The sequence below is a fragment of the Bacillus sp. 220_BSPC genome (assembly GCF_001054655.1).
Taxonomy (GTDB): domain Bacteria; phylum Bacillota; class Bacilli; order Bacillales; family DSM-1321; genus Peribacillus; species Peribacillus frigoritolerans.
This window is the reverse complement of sequence record NZ_JVPL01000037.1, coordinates 1-20763: the sequence shown is the minus strand read 5'-3', so window position 1 is coordinate 20763 and position 20763 is coordinate 1. Positions and strand designations below refer to the sequence as shown.

Below are 20763 nucleotides of genomic sequence, written 5' to 3'. Positions count from 1 at the left end.
TTGGCAGACAGTCGGCGGAAAGGGAGCGGATTTCTGGAATCAACAGAAATACTTTTTTAAGAAAAAAAACTATATGAAAACTGGCTTTTGTTCGAATTTTGTCTACAGTCTGAACCCGCCCAATCGGCGGTTTTTTTTATTCATGAAATTGCATAAGTCACGAACTTTTGGGAAAGAAGATAGATATGGAAGCGGATATATTACCTTTGGAGAGAAAGCACGAAGCCCAGATGTGTAATTATAATAATATTCTGAAAAATGAATCTATTATTTACGTTATTGAATAATTATTAGAGTGTGTTAAAATACACATTAGTGTATGAATATTAGTTATTCGAAATTTAACTAACCTAATTTAATAACAAAAGAATTGAAAATATCATTTTGGAGGAATAATAATGAAGTTGAAAAAGCAGTTAGCATTGTTGCTTACTTCTATTTTATTAGTAGGTATTTTAGCGGCATGCGGAACATCAGAGAAAGAAGATAAGAACACAGCTGACAATGAAGACAAGAAGGTCCTGGTAATGGGAACATCTGCGGATTATCCGCCATTTGAATTTGTTGAAACATCTAAAAGTGATGAAATCCAAGGATTTGACATTGATATCGCTAAAGCAATCGGAAAAAAATTAGGTTATGAGGTCGAAGTGAAGGACATTGACTTTAATAGTCTTGTGCCTGCCCTGGAAAATAAATCGGTCGATTTCGTTATCTCTGGAATGACTCCAACTGAAAAACGTGAGCAATCAGTCGATTTCAGTGATATTTACTATACAGCTAAAAACATGATCATCACGACAAAGGACAGTAAAATCAAAACTGTTGAAGATTTAAAAGGGAAAACGGTTGGCGTACAGCTTGCATCCATTCAGGAGACATTGGCAAATGACTTGAATAAATCCCAAGATATCGGGATGAAAGTTGAAAAAAGGAATCGTATTCCTGAGGTTGTTCAAGAAATGTCAACAGGACGTTTTGACGCCGTGATCATGGAAGATACTGTGGCAAAAGGCTACTTGAAAGATAATAAAGAATTGGTGGGGCATTTGATCGAGTCCGGTGAACAAGATGCCGGTTCGGCAATCGCTTTCCAAAAAGGAAGCAAGTTAACTGAAGAATTCAATGCCGAGTTGAAAAAAATGATGGAAAATGGTGAAATGGAAAAATTAATATTAAAATGGTTCGGTGGCAGTGAAACTGAATAATGCAGAGAGACGAAAAGCGTTCAGAAGAGATTTGGTATGCCTTCTGAACGTTTTTCCGCGCTTTATTGTTAATAAAATGAAGCAGGAGGAAGGCCCAAAGATAACGGCCTTCATAAGAGAGGATGAATGGAGTGAATCTGGAATTTGAAAGGATTATGCCTTCCCTTCCATATATCCTGGAGGGAATACCGACTACATTAAAGGTTGTAGCGGTAGCGGCAGTAATCGGATTTGTTTTGGGAATATTATTATCTATACTTAAAATCAGCAGAATCAAGCCATTGAATTGGATTGCTGACTTTTATACATCCATTTTTCGCGGTACCCCTTTGGTGCTGCAATTAATGCTGATTTATTTTGGTTCACCACAAATATTAGGGATTCAGATCGAAGCGTTCCAAGCAGCATTTTTAGCATTCGGGCTAAATTCAGCTGCATATATCTCTGAAATTATCAGGGGAGGCATTTTAGCGGTCGATAAAGGCCAACGAGAGGCTGCACTTGCACTTGGGGTTCCCTATTCAGGGATGATGCTTAATATTATCCTTCCGCAGGCCATCAAGAACATCCTGCCATCCCTTGTTAACGAATTGATTTCCTTAACGAAGGAATCAGCCGTTGTCACAATTATTGGATTAGGGGATATCATGCGCCGTGCTTATATTGTCGGCGGTGAGACATATAAATTCTTCGAGCCGATTTTATTTGCCGGTCTCATTTATTATGTGATGGTCATGATTCTCACCATCTTAGGCAAAGTGATTGAAAGGAGAATGAGACGCAGTGATTAAAATTGATGGACTCAAAAAAAATTATGGTAAGCTCGAAGTTTTAAAAGGAATCAGCACCGAGATAGGACAGGGTGAAGTGGTAGCGATCATCGGTCCATCCGGTTCGGGAAAATCAACTTTCTTACGCTGCATCAATATGCTTGAAACTCCAACTGATGGTCAAATCAGGTTTAAAGATCAAATCATCACTGAAAAAAAGACCAATATCATGAAAGTGCGTGAAAATGTCGGAATGGTATTTCAACATTTTCATTTATTTCCACATAAAACCGTACTGGAGAATCTGATATATGCACCTATGAAGGTGAAAAAATTATCAAAGGCCGAGGCTGTAAAACAAGCTCGTGAGCTATTGACTAAAGTCGGTTTGGCCGATAAAGAATCGACTTATCCGAATCGTCTGTCAGGCGGACAAAAACAAAGGGTCGCGATTGCACGGGCATTGGCAATGAACCCGGAAGTAATGCTTTTCGATGAGCCGACTTCAGCGCTTGATCCCGAGATGGTAAAAGAAGTGCTCGAGGTTATGAAGTCACTGGCACATACGGGGATGACCATGCTGATTGTAACGCATGAAATGGGATTCGCCAAAGAAGTGGCCGATCGAGTACTATTCCTGGACGGGGGTCTGCTCGTTGAGGAAAGTGCTCCGGAAGATTTCTTTTCCAATCCGAAAAGCCAGCGTGCAAAAGACTTCTTGGAAAAAGTTTTATAAGCTAAAGCAAATAGTATATAATTGTGAAAAAAGGTAACGTTTAGTTACCTTTTTTTATTTTTTTCCTATAATGTATTTTTGCGTGCATGTATTTAGAAAAATTGGAAATTTAACTCGCAAAGGACTGTAAAAATATCTGATTTCCTGATAGTATTATAATAGATAGAGAAAGAGCTAGGTGATACATAACAATGTTTAAAATCGGATACAGGACGATTAAAACTGCTTTGGGGGCCACCCTGGCAATTATTATTGCACAAATGCTTAATCTCGAATATTTCTCTGCCGCGGGAATCATTGCGATCTTATGCATCCAAGTTACAAAAAAGAAGTCGGTGTATGCCTCCTGGCACCGGTTTTTAGCTTGTTTGATTGCAATGGCCTATGCATCCCTATTATTTCAGTTCATCGCATTTCATCCGCTGATAATAGGTTTGATTCTCTTGATTTTCATTCCAACGACAGTGGCCTTGAAGATTAATGAGGGGATCGTGACGAGCAGCGTCATCATCATGCACCTATACGGGTCCGGTAACATCACTTTTTCCCTGCTGATCAATGAAACGATATTAATTGCAGTTGGAGTTGGAGTGGCACTTGTCATGAATCTGTACATGCCCAGTGTCGATGACAAACTGCTGGCCTATCAGGAAAATATCGAAACGAACTTCAGTGCGATCTTGATGGGAATTGTCCGATATTTGAGGGATAATGATCACACATGGGATGGTAAGGAAATCACCGAAACAGCCAATCTTCTTAATCAAGCCAAGAGCCTTGCCTTCAGGGACGTGGAAAATCATTTCTTAAGGGAAGAAGACCTGTATTACCATTATTTCAAAATGCGTGAAAAGCAATTTGAAATAATTGAACGAATTCTTCCCCTGGTCACGAATATTCCGTTGGTCGTCAAGCAAAGTGGGATAGTGGCAGATTTTATAGAAGATTTGGCAGAAAACGTCCACCCACAAAATACGGCCATCCTTTATCTGAAGAAGCTTGAAGAAATGGAGATTCATTTTAGGGGAATGGCACTGCCGCAGACACGTGAAGAGTTCGAATCCAGGGCTGCATTACTGCAGCTCATGAAGGAAATGGAGCGCTATTTATTGTTGAAGCATTCCTTCAAGGGATTACCCAAGCTGACCGGCAACCGAATGAAAAAGAGGCACTTGGCTTAAACTAAGCAAAAAAGAAAAGGGATGATACAAATGAAATGGATCCTTTCTTTGTTGCTTATGCTATCTTTGTGGCCGTTACAGGTACAGGCCCAGCCTCAATCGGTTAAGCCTGGCGATCCGTTTATCATCATCAATAAAGCCAACAATAAATTGGCGTTCATTGATGATAACGAGGTCAAGGAGATTCTGCCGGTCGGTACGGGAAAGAGTCAGGAACTGACACCTGAAGGGATCTTCACGGTCAAAGTAAAAGCGGTCAATCCATATTACCGGAAAAAGAATATTCCTGGCGGTGATCCGAGGAACCCTTTGGGGTCGCGGTGGATTGGCTTCGATGCACGAAATACCGATGGGAGGATATACGGCATACATGGTACGAATCAGCCATCATCGATTGGTGAATATATTTCAAATGGCTGTGTACGGATGCATAAATCCGATGTGGAGCGTTTGTACGAAAAAGTCCCCATCGGCACTAAGGTGTTAATCGCCCTATCGAACGAGGATTTCAAAACGCTGGCTAAGAAAAACGGAGCGATAAAATAAAGAGAGGGAAGCTTTTTGCTCCCCTCCCCATTACGGTGTCTATTACATAAGAAATGCGATACCTGATAATAAGCTCGTTAATAACATTGAGATAAGCATTAAATACACGACGATCTTTCTGATTTTCTTGTTTCCCATATGCTCTCTCCCTCAATACAGTTTGATTGATTTTATTTTAACTTGAACATTTAGTAGAAACAAGTAAAAGTATAATGTTCATATTATTCCGAATCTTAAAAGGCTTTAATGCAAGATTAGTAGTATTTTAATGGAGTCATCCAATAATACATAGCATGGGGGTTTTTATGATGATTAAAAATATCGATCATATCGGTATTGCCGTCAAGTCACTAGATGAAGCCTTGCCGCTTTACACGGAAACGTTGAAATTGAAACTTGAAGGAATCGAGACAGTGGAGAGCCAAGGAGTGAAAGTGGCCTTCATCCTGGCAGGCAATACCCGTTTGGAATTGTTGGAAGCGTTGTCACCTGCAAGCCCAATCGCCAAATTCATCGAAAAACGCGGTGAAGGGATTCATCATGTGGCACTTGGCGTCGAAGACATCGAAGATAGAATAAAAGAAATCAAAGAAGCTGGATTGCGCATGATTGATGATTCACCAAGAAAGGGAGCGCACAATGCGGATGTTGCTTTCGTTCATCCGAAGTCTACCGCGGGAGTATTATATGAGCTTTGTGAACAAGCATTATCAAAGGAGGAGCAGAAATGACAGACATTTATGATACGATCAATGACCTATATGACAGACGCCGCAAAGTGGAAATGGGCGGCGGTGAAGAAAGAATCGATAAGCAGCATGATAAGGGCAAACTTACGGCAAGGGAAAGAATTGAACTTCTAGTTGATCCAGGTACTTTCATCGAGCTTAATCCTTTTATCAAACACCGTAATACCAATTTCGGCATGGAAAAGGAAGAAGGGCCGGGAGAAGGGGTTGTCACCGGTTACGGAAAGGTCAACGGCCGCGACATCTATCTGTTTTCACAGGATTTTACTGTTTTTGGCGGTGCACTCGGTGAAATGCATGCTCTGAAAATTGCCAATGTTATGGATTTGGCAGCGGAAAATGGAGCCCCTTTCATAGGTTTGAACGATTCTGGCGGAGCGCGTATTCAAGAAGGCGTAGTTTCGCTTGACGGATATGGCCAAATATTTTACCGGAATTCCATATATTCAGGGGTCATTCCACAGATTTCGGTTATTATGGGACCTTGTGCAGGCGGAGCCGTATATTCCCCAGCCATTACCGACTTTGTCTTCATGGTTGAAAAAACGAGCCAAATGTTCATAACAGGCCCTAAAGTCATTGAAACGGTTACAGGTGAAAAGATTTCATCCGAAGGATTGGGCGGAGCGACTGTACATAATACCATAAGCGGTAATGCCCATTTCAAAGGAGCATCTGAGGAGCAAGTTTTGGCTGACGTAAGACGGCTCCTGAGCTATCTTCCACAAAATAATGAAGAGAAGCCGCCGGTTTTGGAAGCGGATGAGGGAGATGACTACCGGGCGGACTTAACGGATGTAGTCCCTTATGAAGGGATCCGTCCATATGATGTTCGGAAAGTATTGGAGCAGGTTGTCGATGAGGATTCCTTTATGGAAGTGCAAGAGGGCTTTGCGAAAAACATAGTGGTCGGCTTGGCGCGAATCAAAGGGAAATCTGTGGGGCTTGTCTGTAACCAGCCAAAGGTGTTGGCAGGGGGACTTGATATAGATTCATCAGATAAAGCTGCCCGTTTTATTCGTTTTTGTGACTCGTTTAACATTCCGCTTATTACGTTTGAAGACGTTTCAGGGTTTTTCCCCGGCGTTAAACAAGAACATGGCGGGATCATTCGCCACGGTGCAAAGCTGCTATATGCTTATTCGGAAGCAACAGTACCTAAATTGACGATCATTCTGCGAAAAGCATACGGAGGAGCTTATGTGGCTCTTAATAGTAAATCCATCGGTGCGGATCTTACATTTGCATGGCCGAATGCTGAAATCGCTGTAATGGGTTCTGCTGGAGCGGCAAATATCATTTTTGCCCGTGAAATTCAAAATAGCCAGGATCCGGAAGCGACACGAGCAGCTAAAATTGAAGAATACCGTGAGAAGTTCGCCAATCCATATGTTGCCGCAAGTCTTGGAATGGTGGATGATGTTATCGATCCCCGTGAAACCAGGATTAAGATCATTCAATCTCTTGATATGCTACGCAACAAAAAAGAAACTCGACCTTGGAAAAAACACGGAAATATCCCATTGTGATCAAACGTTGCAAGGAGCCCAAACTTATCTGTTTTGGGCTCTTTTCCATACGGGGCCAAGATATCCTTTTGAAATAAATAAGTCATCATTCACTTTTTAAAACGGTCTTTAGGATCAGCATGCCACATTATTTGCCGGGGCGCCGCTTTTAGAAGTATAATTGAAGAGGAAAACTTTTTTGGAGGTTTTATTTTATGATTAATGAAGAACGTTTAGTTAATGAATTTATGGAATTGGTGCAGATCGATTCCGAAACGAAAAATGAAGCAGCCATCGCCAAAGTGCTGAAAGAAAAATTCGGGGCACTAGGTGTAGAAGTTTTTGAAGATGATACAACAGCAGTCACCGGTCATGGTGCAGGGAATTTAGTATGTACTTTAAAAGGAACGAAAGAAGGCGTAGATACCATTTATTTCACCTCCCATATGGATACGGTTGTACCGGGGAATGGAATCAAGCCTTCCATCAAAGATGGATACATAGTGTCAGACGGAACGACCATTTTAGGGGCGGATGACAAAGCTGGATTAGCGGTCATGTTAGAAACGCTTAAAGTGTTGAAAGAACAGAATATCGAACACGGTACCATCGAATTCATCATTACAGTCGGTGAAGAATCTGGCTTGGTAGGGGCAAAGGCATTGGATCGCTCCCTTGTAACGGCTAAATTCGGTTTTGCACTTGATAGTGATGGAAAAGTGGGCAATGTGGTTGTTGCTGCACCTACTCAGGCGAAAGTGTCCGCAACCATTTTAGGCAAGACTGCTCACGCTGGTGTCGCTCCAGAGAAAGGCGTTTCGGCCATTACGATCGCTGCCAAAGCAATCTCTAGAATGCCATTAGGCAGAATCGACGAGGAAACGACAGCCAATATCGGACGTTTCCAGGGGGGACAGCAAACCAATATTGTTTGTGACCATGTTGAAATCCTTGCAGAAGCAAGATCCTTGATCCCTGAAAAAATGGAAATACAGGTAGCGAAAATGAAAGAGGCTTTCGAGACTGCAGCCATTGAAATGGGCGGACGTGCTGAAGTTGAAGTTACCGTCATGTATCCTGGTTTTAAATATGGTGCTGGTGACCATGTTGTCGAAATCGCAAGAAAGGCAGCAGAGAAAATCGGCCGTCCATGCGAGCTGGTTAAAAGCGGCGGTGGAAGCGATGCAAATGTCATTGCAGGCTTTGGCATCCCTACTGTCAATCTCGCAGTGGGCTATGAAGATATCCATACTACGAATGAAAGAATTCCAGTTGAGGAATTAACGAAGCTAGCTGAAATGGTCATCACTATCATCAAAGAAGTTTCAGGGGAATAATCACCCATAATAGGTCAAGATGTTCAAAGTATTGAAGGAATATATGTACAGTCATCAATGACATGATGGCTGTTTTTCTTGGAGTGGAAGCATCTTTCACCGTGGTTACCAAAGATAAATAGGGGTACTTTAATAGAAATGTTTTTTATTTTTACAAGGATGTGACGGTCAAGCATGAAGGACATGTATCCCAAAAATGGCAGGGTCATTCTCCATGTAGACATGAATAGTTTCTATGCTTCAGTGGAAATGTCATATGATGTTTCATTGAAAGGCAAACCGCTTGCCATTGCAGGGAATGTTGAAGAGAGAAGGGGCATAATCGTCACCTGCAGCTATGAGGCGAGGAAGTTCGGGGTTAAAACGACCATGCCGATTTGGCAGGCGAAAAAATTATGTCCTCAATTAGTCATTCAGAAACCGAATTTCGAGCGCTATCGAAAGGCATCACTGGCTATTTTCGATGTTTTGAGGCAATATACAGAGATGGTTGAACCGGTTTCGATTGATGAGGGGTATCTGGATATCAGTGAATGCGCCGAATTGGGTTCGCCTTTAGATATAGCCAATAGCATTCAGGAAAGAATTTTTAATACGATGGATCTCCCTTGCAGTATCGGGATTGCCCCTAATAAATTTTTGGCCAAAACGGCTTCTGATATGAAGAAACCCATGGGTATCACCGTGTTAAGGAAACGGGACATTCCGGAAAAGCTCTGGCCTTTACAAGTGGGCGATATGCATGGCATCGGGGATAAGACATCGGAAAAGCTTCAAACTATCGGGATAATGACGATCAGGGACCTTGCACAAGCCAATGATAGTCAACTTAAACAGCTTCTTGGGATCAATGGCATCCGTTTGAAGGATAGGGCTAATGGAATTGACCCGAGGATAGTGGATCCCGAAGCGATTTTTGAGCATAAGAGCATTGGGAACTCGACAACTCTTCCGCATGACTCCACCAATCAAAAAGAACTGATCGGTGTATTGGAAAAGCTTTCCGGGAAAGTTGCCGTCCGTTTGAGAAATAAACGCCTCCTTGGTCAAAAAATAGGTGTGACGATCCGTTACAAAGACCGCCGCACAATAACGAGAAGCAGAACGGTTCCTAATCCTGTTTTTGAAAAAAAGGATATTTTGGATGGAGCTATCGATCTCTTCATGAAAAATTGGAATGGGGAAGGAATCAGGCTTCTTGGTGTCACTGCCTATGATGTCATCGAAAAAGAGTCGGCCTTCAAGCAACTGGATATTTTCTCCTTTCAAGAGGATGCAGAAAAAGAACCTCTGTATGAAGCGATGGAACACTTGCAAAATAAGTACGGAGAAAATATTATTAAAAAGGGATTACCCTTGAAAAACCGTTCAATAGGAACAGACACTAGCTTCAGCAAAGATTTCTTTGAGCAATCCAGGAGGAATGATCCTTCTTTTGACAAAGAATAGCGTACGAGCTGTGTAAAGATATAGAGAAGGGAAAGATGAGTCATGACAAAACAGCAGATTGGCGTTATCGGATTAGCCGTAATGGGCAAGAACCTTGCGTTTAATATTGAAAGCAGGGGATATTCAATTTCCGTATATAATCGCTCAGGATCAAAAACGGACGAGATGATGAAGGAAGCGGAAGGCAAAAACGTAACAGCCGCTTATACGCTTGAAGAATTCGTCCATTCTTTGGAAACACCACGCAAAATTTTATTGATGGTTAAAGCCGGAGCGGCAACGGATGCAACAATCGAGCAATTAAAACCGCTGCTTGAAAAAGGTGATATCGTTATTGATGGAGGAAATACCTTCTTCAAGGACACTCAGCGCCGTAATGAGGAGTTAAGCAAGCTTGGCATCCATTTCATCGGTACAGGCGTGTCAGGAGGGGAAGAAGGAGCTCTGACAGGTCCATCCATCATGCCTGGAGGTCAAAAAGAAGCATATGAACTGGTTGCACCGATCTTGAAGGACATTTCAGCTAAGGTCGATGGGGATGCTTGCTGCACATATATCGGACCGGATGGGGCAGGTCATTATGTTAAAATGGTACATAATGGAATTGAATATGGGGACATGCAATTGATTTCCGAATCTTATTTCCTTCTGAAAAATCTTCTTGGATTATCTGCTGAAGAATTCCATGAAGTCTTCTCTGAATGGAATGAAGGGGAACTTGATAGCTATTTAATTGAAATTACTGCTGATATTTTCAAAAAATATGATGAAGAAACCGGCAAGCCTATGGTCGATGTCATTTTAGATAAAGCTGGCCAAAAAGGTACTGGGAAATGGACAAGTCAAAGTGCGCTTGATCTTGGTGTTCCACTTCCAATCATTACGGAATCCGTATTCGCACGGTTTATTTCAGCAATCAAGGACGAGCGTGTCGAAGCGAGTAAAATCCTTCGTGGACCAAAAGCCGAATCATTTACAGGTGACAAAAAGGCTTTGATCGAAAGTATCCGTAAAGCACTTTATATGAGCAAAATCTGTTCATATGCACAAGGATTTGCACAAATGAAAGCAGCATCAGAAGAAAATGGCTGGAACTTGCAATATGGGGAAATCGCGATGATTTTCCGTGGCGGCTGTATCATCCGTGCACAATTCCTCCAAAAAATCAAGGAAGCGTACGATCGTGAAGCGAACTTGAACAACCTTCTTCTAGATCCTTACTTCCAAGGGGTCGTCGAAAGCTACCAAGGAGCTTTACGTGAGGTAGTGTCAACGGCTGTGATGAACGGAATCCCGGTTCCTTGCTTGTCATCGGCACTTGCCTATTTCGACAGCTATCGTACAGAAACGCTGCCGGCTAACCTGATTCAAGCTCAGCGTGACTATTTTGGAGCTCATACTTACCAACGCATTGATAAAGAAGGAACGTTCCATACCGAATGGATGGAAAAATAAAAAGTTCAAGCCGGCTTAAAAGGGGATTCCCTTTTAAGCCGGCTTTTTTGTTTCATCATGTAAAAAGGGGGCGCTTGGCGCCCCTCTTTTAATACTATCTCCGATGCTCTACAAGGTCAATGACCCCTAATACAACATGTGCCAAACCGAAACCAAAAACCGTATTAGCTACCATTTTGTTTGAACCCCGGGTCTGCTTCATTGCATAACCCGCAGCTGTCACGGCTGTGCCCAACGCTGTTGGAATTAATCCTTCACGAATGTCCATCGTTTAATCCCTCCACATCGAAGTTAGCGGTACTGTCACTAAGCACCTTTTTTAGTGTATCCTCAGCAAGGGCTTACCATTCTTTTTGGATAGGGTGAAAATGGTAAAAATGAACTAGTAGTAAATAGTTCCAATTAATTTACCTTTTTTAGGGAAAACATAGTATGATGTATGACATTCATCCCTGCTTTTTTTTAGGTTTAAACACCTGCGGAAAAAGGAATATGAACATGGAAAGAGATGGGCGGACCGCAGGATACAGTAGGCAGAAAGAGAGAAGGAGCGGAGGACTTTATGTTCATCATCTGGTGGGCTGTAGCCATTTTTTTAGTTTTCATTGCCTTAGAATCCGGTGTTTCATTTTGGCTTAATTCAGAAAAAGAGGAAGAAATGTCTAAGTCCAAGGAAATGTTTCATATTATCCGGAATAAATTGCTGAGGAAGAGTGTTTCATGAAGAAGAAGGGATGCAGATTCAAATCTGCATCCCTTTTTCATTTCAATCATTATTTTCGTTTTTCTTGACTTGCCACCAAATATGTCCATCTTCCGCCAGGAGTTCATCGGATGCAAGTGGACCTGTTGATCCCGCTTCATAGTTGGGGAAAGACTCGTCTTTAGTATTTTCCCATGCATTGGAAATGGTATCGACGAACTTCCATGAGAGGGCAACCTCGTCCCAGTGCGTAAAGTTTGTAGCATCCCCGCGCATGCTGTCAAACAATAGCTTTTCATATGCCTCGGGAGAATTGATGTGTTCGATCCCTTTGTTCGAGACGGTCAGCTTCATTGGCTTTGTATTGGATGTCGTCCCGGATTTCTTGACATTTAAGTACAATGTGATACCTTCGTCAGGCTGGATATTGATGACGAGAAGATTCGGATTCAGCGTTTCTTCCGTTTTATAATACAGATTCATTGGGATATCTTTGAATTGAACAACGATATTCGTTGATTTGACATCCATTCTCTTACCGGTACGGATATAAAAAGGAACACCGGCCCAACGGAAGTTATCAATCATCAATTTACCCGCAACATAGGTCTCTGTGTTGGATTCGGGATTTACATTATGTTCATTTCGGTAGGCCGGAAGCATTTGACCATCTATCGTTCCTTCACCATACTGGCCACGAACGAAGTATTGGTTGACTTCGTCGACTTTCATTGGTCGAAGTGAACGCAATGCCCGTACTTTTTCGCTTCTAATCTCTTCTGTCGTCAAAGCGATCGGGGGTTCCATTGCAAGCAAGGCCACCATTTGCAGCAGGTGGTTTTGGACCATATCCCTTAGGGCACCGCTGGTTTCATAATAACGCCCGCGTTCTTCAACGCCGAGTGTTTCGCTTGAAGTAACCTGGATGTTGGATATATATCTGTTATTCCATAGCGGCTCGAATAGGGCATTGGAAAAACGGATGACCTCGATATTTTGTACCATTTCTTTACCTAAATAATGATCGATACGGTAGATTTCATCTTCAGCGAATGCAGTCCGAATCTGCTCATTCAATTGTTGGGCTGTTTCAAAACTGTGTCCAAATGGCTTCTCGATGACCAGGCGCTTATATCCATCCGTGTCACTCAGGCCTTGTGCTTTAATCTGTTCGGCAATCGTTCCGAAAAACTCAGGTGCCATCGCCAAATAGAAGATCCTGTTTCCTTCTAATTGATAGTGTCCGTCTAATTGTTCGGCAATGTCTTTTAATTGCAAATATGATTCGGAACTTGAGACGTCATGGGAGTGATAATGGAAATGGGAAATGAATTCGTCGACCTTTTCTTCCGCATGTCCGAACGTAAGAATCGAGTCCTTGACACTTGTTTGGAACTCCTCGTTCGTCAATGGCCTCCTTGCCACTCCGACGACCGCGAACTTATTGATTTTCTCTTTTTGAAATAGTCGATATATGGAAGGAAACAATTTCCTTTTCGCTAAATCTCCGGTAGCACCAAAAATCATGATCAATGCTGTGGGTTTATTGTTTTCTGTCATGTTAAAACCTCAACTTTCCGTTAAATCTGTCTATAAAGTTGGAATTCCCGAATGTGTACCAATTTCTAATTTTACGTTTAGCTTTCCCTCAAAGCAATCAATTTGCGCATTTTTTCTCAGATTTCATTAAAAGTTTAATTTGGTTTCTGTTTTAATGGGTCATAAATGAAAGAGCACCTTGGTTATGCTATAGTTAAGGCATAAAGTATTTGCAACGGAGGTAGTATGAGTGGATTTCGTTTTATTGGGTACAGGCGCTGGCGTTCCGGCCAAAGCGCGGAATGTGACATCAATCGCCCTTCAATTATTGGAAGAACGAGGGACGGTTTGGTTATTCGATTGTGGGGAAGCAACACAGCATCAAATATTAAAAACGGCGGTCAAACCGCGAAAGGTTGAAAAGATCTTCATCACCCATTTACATGGTGACCACATCTTCGGACTGCCTGGTTTTTTAAGCAGCAGATCTTTTCAGGGCGGAGTGGATAAATTGACCGTATATGGTCCACAAGGCATAGATTCATTCATTAAGACGAGCTTACAGGTGAGTGGAACTCATTTAAAATATCCCTTGGAAATCATCGAAATTGAAGAAGGCACAGTGTTTGAGGACGAACAATTCACAGTGACGGCCAAGTCGCTTGATCATGGCATTTACAGCATCGGTTATCGGATTGTGGAAAAAGATCGTCCGGGCAGCCTACTGGTCGATCGGCTGCGTTCCGAAGGTGTGAAGCCGGGGCCTCTTTTTAAAGCATTGAAAAATGGACAAACGGTCTGTCTCGATGATGGCCGTGTCATAAATGGGAAGGACTATATCAGTGCTCCGCATAAAGGCCGGATCATCACGATTCTTGGTGATACAAGAATGTGCAGCAATGCGCTCATTCTTGCTGAATCGGCGGATTACCTTGTTCATGAAGCTACATTTTCAGCGGAAGAATCTGAAATGGCATCAGCCTATTATCATTCGACCACCGTTCAGGCTGCAGAAACGGCCTTGAAAGCGGGGGCTAAGCATCTAATCCTTACCCATATCAGCTCACGGTATACTCCAGAGGATGCTGAGAGGCTAAAAGAGGAAAGCAAAGCGATCTTTGCAAATACGATCATGGGTGAAGATCTAATGGCCATTAAAGTTCCTTTGTATTCAGAGGAATCGGGCAGCTGAAATCAAAGCCAATGTTTGATATAATTAATCAATTGTTCATTGGATATTTAAAGGAGTGTAAATATGACTGACAAAAGTGACCTACATACTAAAGCAATGGATTTTCTCCTAAAAACAAGCCGGACTTTTTTCATTCCAATCAGTTATCTTCCAAAGGGATTACAAGAGGCTATTGGAGCTGCATACCTTTGCATGCGCGCCATTGATGAGATCGAGGACCACCCAGGTCTTCCGGCAGATAGTAAGGTTTCCCTGTTACAGGCCCTTAGTGAGCTGCCGGATGCGGATTTCAAGGAAGAAGATCTTCAAAAGTTATTTGAACCATATAAGGATGACCTGCCTGAGGTGACACTGTTTCTTTCGGACTGGGTTGAATTTTGTCCACCCGGTGCAAAAGGCAAAGTCTTGGAGTCGACAAAGGAAATGGCCGAAGGCATGGCAAAATGGGTTATTAAGGACTGGCAAATCCATAACGAAGAGGAACTCGATGATTACACTTATTATGTTGCAGGTTTAGTAGGGGTCATGCTGTCTGATATGTGGAACTGGTACGACGGAACCGAAACGGACCGTGAACTTGCCATCGCATTTGGCCGTGGACTCCAAACGGTCAATATCCTGCGTAACCGTGAGGAAGATGCAGAACGTGGTGTGAACTTTTATCCCGATGGCTGGGGTTTTAACGAGATGCTTGCCCATACGGAGCGTAATCTTGCATTAGCCGATGCGTACATTGGAGAGATTGAAACGAAGGAAATCATCCAATTTTGTAAAATACCCTTGGAATTGGCAAAAGCCACATTGAAAGCCCTAAAAGAAGGCAAAGAAAAAATTGATCGGGCTACCGTTACCGAAATTGTCAGCCAGGTTGTCGAACATTGATTTTTCCAAAAGCTGCTGTGAAAGTTACCATACCTTTCACAGCAGCTTTTTTCATGTTTCACATGTAGAACTCAAAAAATTCTAAAAAGTTAAAAAATATATTGGAATAATTGGGACTAAACGATTATAATTTAGGAAATAAAAGCGAAAAAGCTGGCGTCGATAGAAAAACATTATTTTAAATAAGGAAAAAGCGGGGGGAAAATATGAAAAAGAAATTATATTCAGCTGCAGCCATGACATTGGTCGCAGGTTTATTGTTGGCTGGGTGTGGAAATGAAAAGGAAAAAGATGCGGCAAAGGATGAAAGCGGAAAGGATACCTTCAACATTGGGGTGACACAAATCGTTCAGCATGATTCCCTGGATCAAGCATATGAAGGCTTCCAGGCGGCATTGAAGGATAGTGACATCAATGCGAAATATGATCTTCAAATTGCTCAGGGTGACCAAAACAACAGCCAAACGATTGCCAATAACTTCGTTGGGGATAAAGTGGATCTGATATTTGCGAATTCGACTCCTAGTGCTCTAAGTGCTTTAAATGCGACCAAGGATATTCCGATCGTCTTTACATCGGTTACCGATCCTGTAGCGGGGGAGCTTGTCACTTCTTTGGAAAAACCAGGCGGAAATGTGACGGGTACGACGGATTCCCATCCTGAAGCCATTGCCAAGTCAATGAAATTCCTAGCGGAAGAGCTTGGCGCCAAAACGATTGGAACGGTTTATAACACAGGGGAGCAAAATTCAGTCGTCCAAATAAAAAATGTGAAGGCGGAAGCGAAAAAAGCTGGATTGAAAGTCGTGGAAGCGTCCGTATCGACTTCAGCGGATGTTAAACAGGCAACGGAATCATTAATCGGAAAAGCGGATGCTTTCTATATCATTACTGATAATACAGTTGTCTCGGCACTGGAATCGGTCATTTCCGTGGCAAATGATCAAGATATCCCCTTGTTTGTCGGCGAGCTTGATTCCGTGAATGCTGGCGGTTTTGCAGCATATGGCTTCAGTTACTATGATATTGGTTATGAAGCGGGGCAAAAAGCGGTTGAAATCCTCAAGGATGGTAAAAAACCTGGAGATATCCCGGTTCAATATCCACAAAAACTGAAATTGGTCATCAATGAAAAAGCAGCAAAAGATATGGGTGTTGAAATAAAAGAAGAATGGAAAGCAGATGCTGAGTTTGTAAAATAAACTCTGCTTTTGTTCGGGGAAGGAAGAAAAAAATGTTCTCAGCCTTATTCAACTCTTTTGAGTCGGGAATGATTTATGCAATCATGGCACTTGGTGTCTATTTAACATTCAGGATTCTCGATTTCCCGGATATGACTGTGGAAGGCAGTTTTGTGACAGGGGCGTCTGTTGCCGCGATTATGATCGTTAACGGTTACTCGCCGATCGTTGCCACGTTGAGTGCCATGGTGGCAGGGTTCATCGCTGGGACGATAACGGGGTTCCTTCATACGAAAGGGAAAATCAATCCTCTCTTGGCAGGTATCTTAATGATGATTGCGCTCTACTCGATCAATTTGCGGATCATGGGTGCATCCAACATTCCGTTGCTTTCCCAAACAACCATTATCACGAATATCCAGGATGCCTGGGTTGGCACCGGACTGGACAATTTGTTGAATGGTCTTTTATCATTCGTGGGTCTCGGTGACAGCCTGCCAAAAACGTGGGCCATATTAATCGTTATGCTGGTTGTGGCTGTAGTCATCCAAGCGGGAATGTCAGCGTTTTTAAAAACGGAAATTGGTCTTGCCTTACGGGCGACTGGTGATAATGAAGCAATGGTCAAGAGTTTTTCCGCCCATACCGGCAACATGAAGATCTTAGGACTTGCAATCGGAAATGCACTTGTGGCTTTTTCGGGATCCCTGGTTGCCCAATATAACGGTTTTAGCGATATAGGCATGGGGATTGGAATCATTGTCATCGGATTGGCATCCGTCATAATCGGTGAGGCTCTATTTGGTGCAAAAACGATTGCACGTGCTACGCTGGCTGTTATTGGAGGGGCGATCATTTACCGAATCGTCGTAACCTTGGCACTTCGCGTTGAATTCCTTGAAACGGGAGATGTTAAATTAATTACGGCACTTATTGTGGTCGGGGCACTTGTCATTCCAAAAATTTCCGATAAACAAAAGGAAAAAACCCGGAAGAAAAGGCGGCTTAAAGAAATACAGATGCGTCATGGTGGCACTTTACCGAAAGGGAGGGAAGAATATGCTTCGGTTAAATCAGATTTATAAAGTGTTCAATGAGGGAACACCAGATGAAAAGCTAGCCCTTGGAAATCTGGAACTGCAGATGACAAAAGGTGAATTTGTAACAGTCATCGGTAGTAATGGAGCAGGTAAATCGACTTTGATGAATATGATTTCCGGTAAGATTCTCCCTGATGCCGGTGAAGTCATCATCGATGGTGAAAACGTATCGGCCATTGAAGAACATGCCCGTGCAAAAATGATTGGACGCGTTTTTCAGGATCCCATGCTGGGTACTGCACCGCATATGACGATTGAAGAAAATATGGCAATTGCTTATGGCAGAACCAATAGAAGAGGTTTAGGCTTTGGGGTGACAAAAAAACGGAAAGAACTTTTTAAAGAATGTTTGGGCACCCTTCATTTAGGCTTGGAAAACCGGATGACTGCAAAAGTGGGATTATTGTCAGGAGGGGAGCGTCAGGCACTATCATTGCTGATGGCGACCTTCACCGATCCTAAAATCCTGCTTCTTGATGAACATACTGCAGCGCTTGATCCTTCGCGGGCAGAACTTGTTACAAACCTGACGAAGGAAATCGTTGAAAAGAACCAATTAACGACGTTGATGGTGACTCATAATATGCAGCAGGCAATCGATCTTGGAAATTCCCTGATCATGATGGATAAGGGACAGATCATTTTTGAAGCCAGAGGCGCTGCAAAGCAGAAATTAACCGTCGAAAAACTGCTTAACGAATTCCAACGCATCAAAGGCGAAAAAATGATCAATGACCGTGCAGTGTTGATTTAAGATGATGAAAAGGCCCGACCCAGGTGAGATTAATCTTGGGTCAGGGCCTTTTTATTTTGGGGTAATTAATAAGATCAGGTCCTATTTCTGAAGAGATGCTTTGCCTAACAAAGATGGTTATCCGTGGGGTGCTCATGAAAGATCTTGATAATAGGTGTCAATCGCTGTCGGCTGTGCTCCATGATGAACTATCGTTCTTTCTGTTTCCGAAAATCATTTTTATGAATGGCCTTTTCTTCGTCTTTTTAGTGGCAGCAGCTTCTTCAGCCGCGAGGAAATAATCAAAGGGCTGGCCCGTTGGTGTTTCCAACGCTTCGATACGGGCTTCAAGCTTTTTAACGAGTTTGTGCATTTCTTCCATTTCACTTCTGTGCTGTAAAAGCTGATAGGATACAACATCGTCCGCTTTTGTTTTCAGGCCATTTTCAAGCCTGATGACCCGTTCAAGCAGTTGATCATGTTCTTTATTCGGTTCGGAGTGTTTCTGGATGGTTGCTTTTCTGATTTTTTTCTCTGAGATGCTGACCTTTTGAAGAATGATGCCCTCGTTCAGCTGATCTTGGATTTTTCTCAATAATGCAATGTCTTCATCCGAAAACTGGTAGTGGCCAAGCTGATTCCGTTCTACTTCCATGTTCAATTGGGTGACCCAGCGTTGAATCGTACTATGGGAAACATTCAGTAACCGGGCAACTGCACTTGTATTCATCGAGATTCCCCCTTTTGCTTGTTGAATTCGATAAGTATGGGGGAATTCCTTTACAGATGACAAAACATGTATTCATTCGGCAAAGAAAGTGGAATTCCTACGTAATTTGCATGAGGGGCAATCCAAGGTGGAATTCCCCGTGGAGCTGCTTTTTGCAAAGTGGTGAGCAGTATTAGGAACTTTAAGAAGCATTTGCTATCGTGTGGGCGATGGTCAATCAAGCTAAAAAGGGAAAAGTGATCCAGATGTCGAATTTACCCTTAAAACATGGCAAAGGAGGACTAGCATGAACAGGATCAACATTATAACTTTAGGTGTCAGGGATATTACTCAATCATTAAGGTTTTACCGGGACGGGTTGGGGTTCCGTACATTGATTAAAGAGGACGATCCCGCAATCGTTTTTTTTAATAATGCCGGTACGAAACTTGCTTTGTATCCTTTAGAGGAGCTAGCAAAAGACATTAATGAGATGGAACCGCCTAAGAAAAATGGTTTCCCGGGTCTTACGCTCGCTTATAATGCTAAATCCATTGAAGAAGTGGATGAAGTGATCAACAAGGCTGAAAAGGCTGGGGGAACAATCGAGAAATCACCTCAGCGTGTTTTTTGGGGAGGATACAGCGGATATTTTTCAGACCCCGATGGTTACTATTGGGAGGTTGCGTATTCGAAGGACTGGAGTTTCGATGAAAATGATATGCTGATTATAAAGTAACGTTCACTTCAGAAGGTTTACCCTTTATAAGATGTATGGATCATAAAAAGGGCTGTTGCCTGCCACTGCTGCAGGCAACAGCCGATCATCATCCTGCGGCTTACTGCGAAACTACATATTTGGCCAGTTCTTTACTTATTTGATTGCCCATTCGCTTCGATTGCTCTGTCGCTTCTTGTACACAGGCAATGAATGCATCTTCCACTTGATGTGCTTGTAGAGCCTTCAGACCTGCTTCAGTCGTTCCGCCTGGTGAAGTTACTTCCTTTCTTAGTACGGCAGGCGTTTTAGGTGATTTCTGTAACATGTCGGCTGCACCCATCAATGTCTGGAGAATCAATTGCTTAGCGGTTTCGGAATCGAGCCCTATTTTTTCCGCTGATTTTTCCAATGCCTCGACCAAGTAATAAATATAAGCAGGACCGCTGCCTGATAAGCCTGTTACCGCATCTAGCTGGGTTTCTTCGACCACTGCCACCGTACCCACCGTTTCAAAAAGGGTAATCGCCGTTTGTAATTGCGAATCTTTCGTATGACAGTTAGCCGCAAGGGCCGTTGCTGATTTTCCTACAGCTGCCGATGTATTAGGCATGGCCCGGACGATCGAAAACCGCTTGTTGGCGATTCCTTCCAAGCTTGTTGTATGAACCCCGGCAACAACGGAAATGAACAGCATTTCTTCACGAATGTATTCTTTTATCGATTGCATCGTTTCTAAAATATCTTTCGGTTTCACCGCCAGTACGACAAGGTCTGCATCCTTTACTAATAACTGCAGTGATCGTGTTGCAGTTACACCATATTGGTCCTTTAAATAAACGAACCGATCATCATTTGATTTATTTGTTACAAAAATATTTTCTGGTTCAATTACCTGTTGGGTCACCAGCCCCGAAATGATTGCTTCTGCCATCGATCCAGCTCCGATAAACGCGATTTTTTTCATAATTCCCGCTCCTTTTTCTTTTGAATTTTCGGCCATTTTATGAAGGCTGCTTTCACATACTTTGTTGCTATTTACCAGGTAGTGAGTTGTGGTTGATTTC

At 42.6% G+C, this 20763-nt stretch carries 23 protein-coding genes; 18 read left to right on the top strand and 5 right to left on the bottom strand.

Annotation, left to right across the window (positions count from 1 at the left end):
• From ADA55_RS30225 to ADA55_RS02415, 6 genes are all read left to right on the top strand, one after another.
• Positions 1-238 (top strand): hypothetical protein (locus ADA55_RS30225; RefSeq protein WP_048678541.1); only part of this gene is annotated, 238 nt, incomplete at its 5' end.
• Positions 239-404: 166 nt separating this feature from the next.
• Positions 405-1208, top strand: a complete 804-nt coding sequence (locus ADA55_RS02435; protein ID WP_176474321.1) for a transporter substrate-binding domain-containing protein — start codon at positions 405-407, stop codon at positions 1206-1208.
• 131 nt (positions 1209-1339) lie between these two features.
• Positions 1340-1999, top strand: a complete 660-nt coding sequence (locus tag ADA55_RS02430; protein WP_034311315.1) for an amino acid ABC transporter permease — start codon at positions 1340-1342, stop codon at positions 1997-1999.
• The gene (locus ADA55_RS02425; RefSeq protein WP_048678537.1) at positions 1992-2714 is read left to right on the top strand and encodes an amino acid ABC transporter ATP-binding protein; all 723 of its coding nucleotides are present in this window, start codon (positions 1992-1994) and stop codon (positions 2712-2714) included. The genes ADA55_RS02430 and ADA55_RS02425 overlap by 8 nt, the downstream gene beginning before the upstream one ends.
• Positions 2715-2905: 191 nt before the next feature.
• Positions 2906-3895: an aromatic acid exporter family protein gene (locus tag ADA55_RS02420; RefSeq protein WP_048678535.1), complete on the top strand. Its 990-nt coding sequence runs from the start codon at positions 2906-2908 to the stop codon at positions 3893-3895.
• A 30-nt stretch (positions 3896-3925) separates the two neighbouring features.
• On the top strand, positions 3926-4441 hold the full coding sequence (locus ADA55_RS02415) for a L,D-transpeptidase (protein ID WP_048678533.1): 516 nt from the start codon (positions 3926-3928) through the stop codon (positions 4439-4441).
• A 42-nt stretch (positions 4442-4483) separates the two neighbouring features.
• Here the strand turns inward: ADA55_RS02415 and prli42 are convergent, their stop codons facing one another.
• Entirely contained in the window at positions 4484-4579 is a 96-nt protein-coding gene (gene prli42 / locus ADA55_RS29100; protein WP_152908319.1) for a stressosome-associated protein Prli42, read from the bottom strand.
• A 167-nt stretch (positions 4580-4746) separates the two neighbouring features.
• Between prli42 and mce the strand changes: the two genes are divergently transcribed.
• The 5 genes from mce to gndA all read left to right on the top strand — a co-directional run bounded on the left by mce (position 4747) and on the right by gndA (position 10939).
• Positions 4747-5172, top strand: coding sequence for a methylmalonyl-CoA epimerase (mce, locus tag ADA55_RS02410; RefSeq protein ID WP_048678531.1), 426 nt, complete (start codon positions 4747-4749; stop codon positions 5170-5172).
• Positions 5169-6719, top strand: coding sequence for an acyl-CoA carboxylase subunit beta (locus ADA55_RS02405; RefSeq protein ID WP_048678529.1), 1551 nt, complete (start codon positions 5169-5171; stop codon positions 6717-6719). Before mce ends, ADA55_RS02405 begins: the two co-directional genes overlap by 4 nt.
• A 194-nt stretch (positions 6720-6913) precedes the next feature.
• Positions 6914-8035: a tripeptidase T gene (locus ADA55_RS02400; protein WP_048678525.1), complete on the top strand. Its 1122-nt coding sequence runs from the start codon at positions 6914-6916 to the stop codon at positions 8033-8035.
• A 174-nt stretch (positions 8036-8209) separates the two neighbouring features.
• Positions 8210-9484 carry a DNA polymerase IV gene (locus ADA55_RS02395; protein ID WP_048678523.1) on the top strand — a complete coding sequence of 425 codons (1275 nt, stop codon included), beginning with the start codon at positions 8210-8212 and terminating at the stop codon, positions 9482-9484.
• A 42-nt stretch (positions 9485-9526) separates the two neighbouring features.
• Positions 9527-10939 carry an NADP-dependent phosphogluconate dehydrogenase gene (gene gndA, locus ADA55_RS02390; RefSeq protein ID WP_048678521.1) on the top strand — a complete coding sequence of 471 codons (1413 nt, stop codon included), beginning with the start codon at positions 9527-9529 and terminating at the stop codon, positions 10937-10939.
• Between the two features lie 94 nt (positions 10940-11033).
• Here gndA and ADA55_RS02385 read toward each other — a convergent pair whose 3' ends face one another.
• A complete protein-coding gene (locus tag ADA55_RS02385) occupies positions 11034-11207 on the bottom strand; it encodes a hypothetical protein (RefSeq protein WP_034308217.1) in 174 nt (57 codons plus the stop codon).
• A 294-nt stretch (positions 11208-11501) separates the two neighbouring features.
• Between ADA55_RS02385 and ADA55_RS29095 the strand changes: the two genes are divergently transcribed.
• Positions 11502-11663, top strand: a complete 162-nt coding sequence (locus tag ADA55_RS29095) for a hypothetical protein (protein WP_153246086.1) — start codon at positions 11502-11504, stop codon at positions 11661-11663.
• A gap of 42 nt (positions 11664-11705) precedes the next feature.
• Here ADA55_RS29095 and zwf read toward each other — a convergent pair whose 3' ends face one another.
• Positions 11706-13202 (bottom strand): glucose-6-phosphate dehydrogenase, encoded by a 1497-nt coding sequence (gene zwf, locus ADA55_RS02380; RefSeq protein WP_048678516.1) that lies wholly within the window; start codon positions 13200-13202, stop codon positions 11706-11708.
• Between the two features lie 229 nt (positions 13203-13431).
• Here zwf and rnz point away from each other — a divergent pair, with 229 nt between their 5' ends.
• The 5 genes from rnz (at position 13432) to ADA55_RS02355 (ending at position 18290) form a co-directional block, all read left to right on the top strand.
• Positions 13432-14373: a ribonuclease Z gene (gene rnz / locus ADA55_RS02375; protein ID WP_048678514.1), complete on the top strand. Its 942-nt coding sequence runs from the start codon at positions 13432-13434 to the stop codon at positions 14371-14373.
• A 63-nt stretch (positions 14374-14436) separates the two neighbouring features.
• Positions 14437-15255, top strand: a complete 819-nt coding sequence (locus ADA55_RS02370; RefSeq protein WP_048678511.1) for a squalene/phytoene synthase family protein — start codon at positions 14437-14439, stop codon at positions 15253-15255.
• A 206-nt stretch (positions 15256-15461) separates the two neighbouring features.
• Complete coding sequence (locus tag ADA55_RS02365; protein WP_048678510.1) at positions 15462-16457, top strand: ABC transporter substrate-binding protein; 996 nt, start codon at positions 15462-15464, stop codon at positions 16455-16457.
• 32 nt (positions 16458-16489) lie between these two features.
• The gene (locus ADA55_RS02360; protein ID WP_048678508.1) at positions 16490-17521 is read left to right on the top strand and encodes an ABC transporter permease; all 1032 of its coding nucleotides are present in this window, start codon (positions 16490-16492) and stop codon (positions 17519-17521) included.
• Positions 17496-18290, top strand: coding sequence for an ABC transporter ATP-binding protein (locus tag ADA55_RS02355; protein ID WP_048678506.1), 795 nt, complete (start codon positions 17496-17498; stop codon positions 18288-18290). The genes ADA55_RS02360 and ADA55_RS02355 overlap by 26 nt, the downstream gene beginning before the upstream one ends.
• 157 nt (positions 18291-18447) lie before the next feature.
• Here ADA55_RS02355 and ADA55_RS02350 read toward each other — a convergent pair whose 3' ends face one another.
• Positions 18448-18999, bottom strand: a complete 552-nt coding sequence (locus ADA55_RS02350) for a MerR family transcriptional regulator (RefSeq protein WP_053087356.1) — start codon at positions 18997-18999, stop codon at positions 18448-18450.
• 286 nt (positions 19000-19285) lie between these two features.
• On the opposite strand from ADA55_RS02350, the gene ADA55_RS02345 reads away from it, so the two are divergent.
• On the top strand, positions 19286-19717 hold the full coding sequence (locus ADA55_RS02345; RefSeq protein WP_048678504.1) for a VOC family protein: 432 nt from the start codon (positions 19286-19288) through the stop codon (positions 19715-19717).
• A gap of 100 nt (positions 19718-19817) precedes the next feature.
• Here the strand turns inward: ADA55_RS02345 and proC are convergent, their stop codons facing one another.
• A complete protein-coding gene (gene proC, locus ADA55_RS02340; protein ID WP_414629826.1) occupies positions 19818-20630 on the bottom strand; it encodes a pyrroline-5-carboxylate reductase in 813 nt (270 codons plus the stop codon).
• Positions 20631-20763 lie beyond the last annotated feature (133 nt).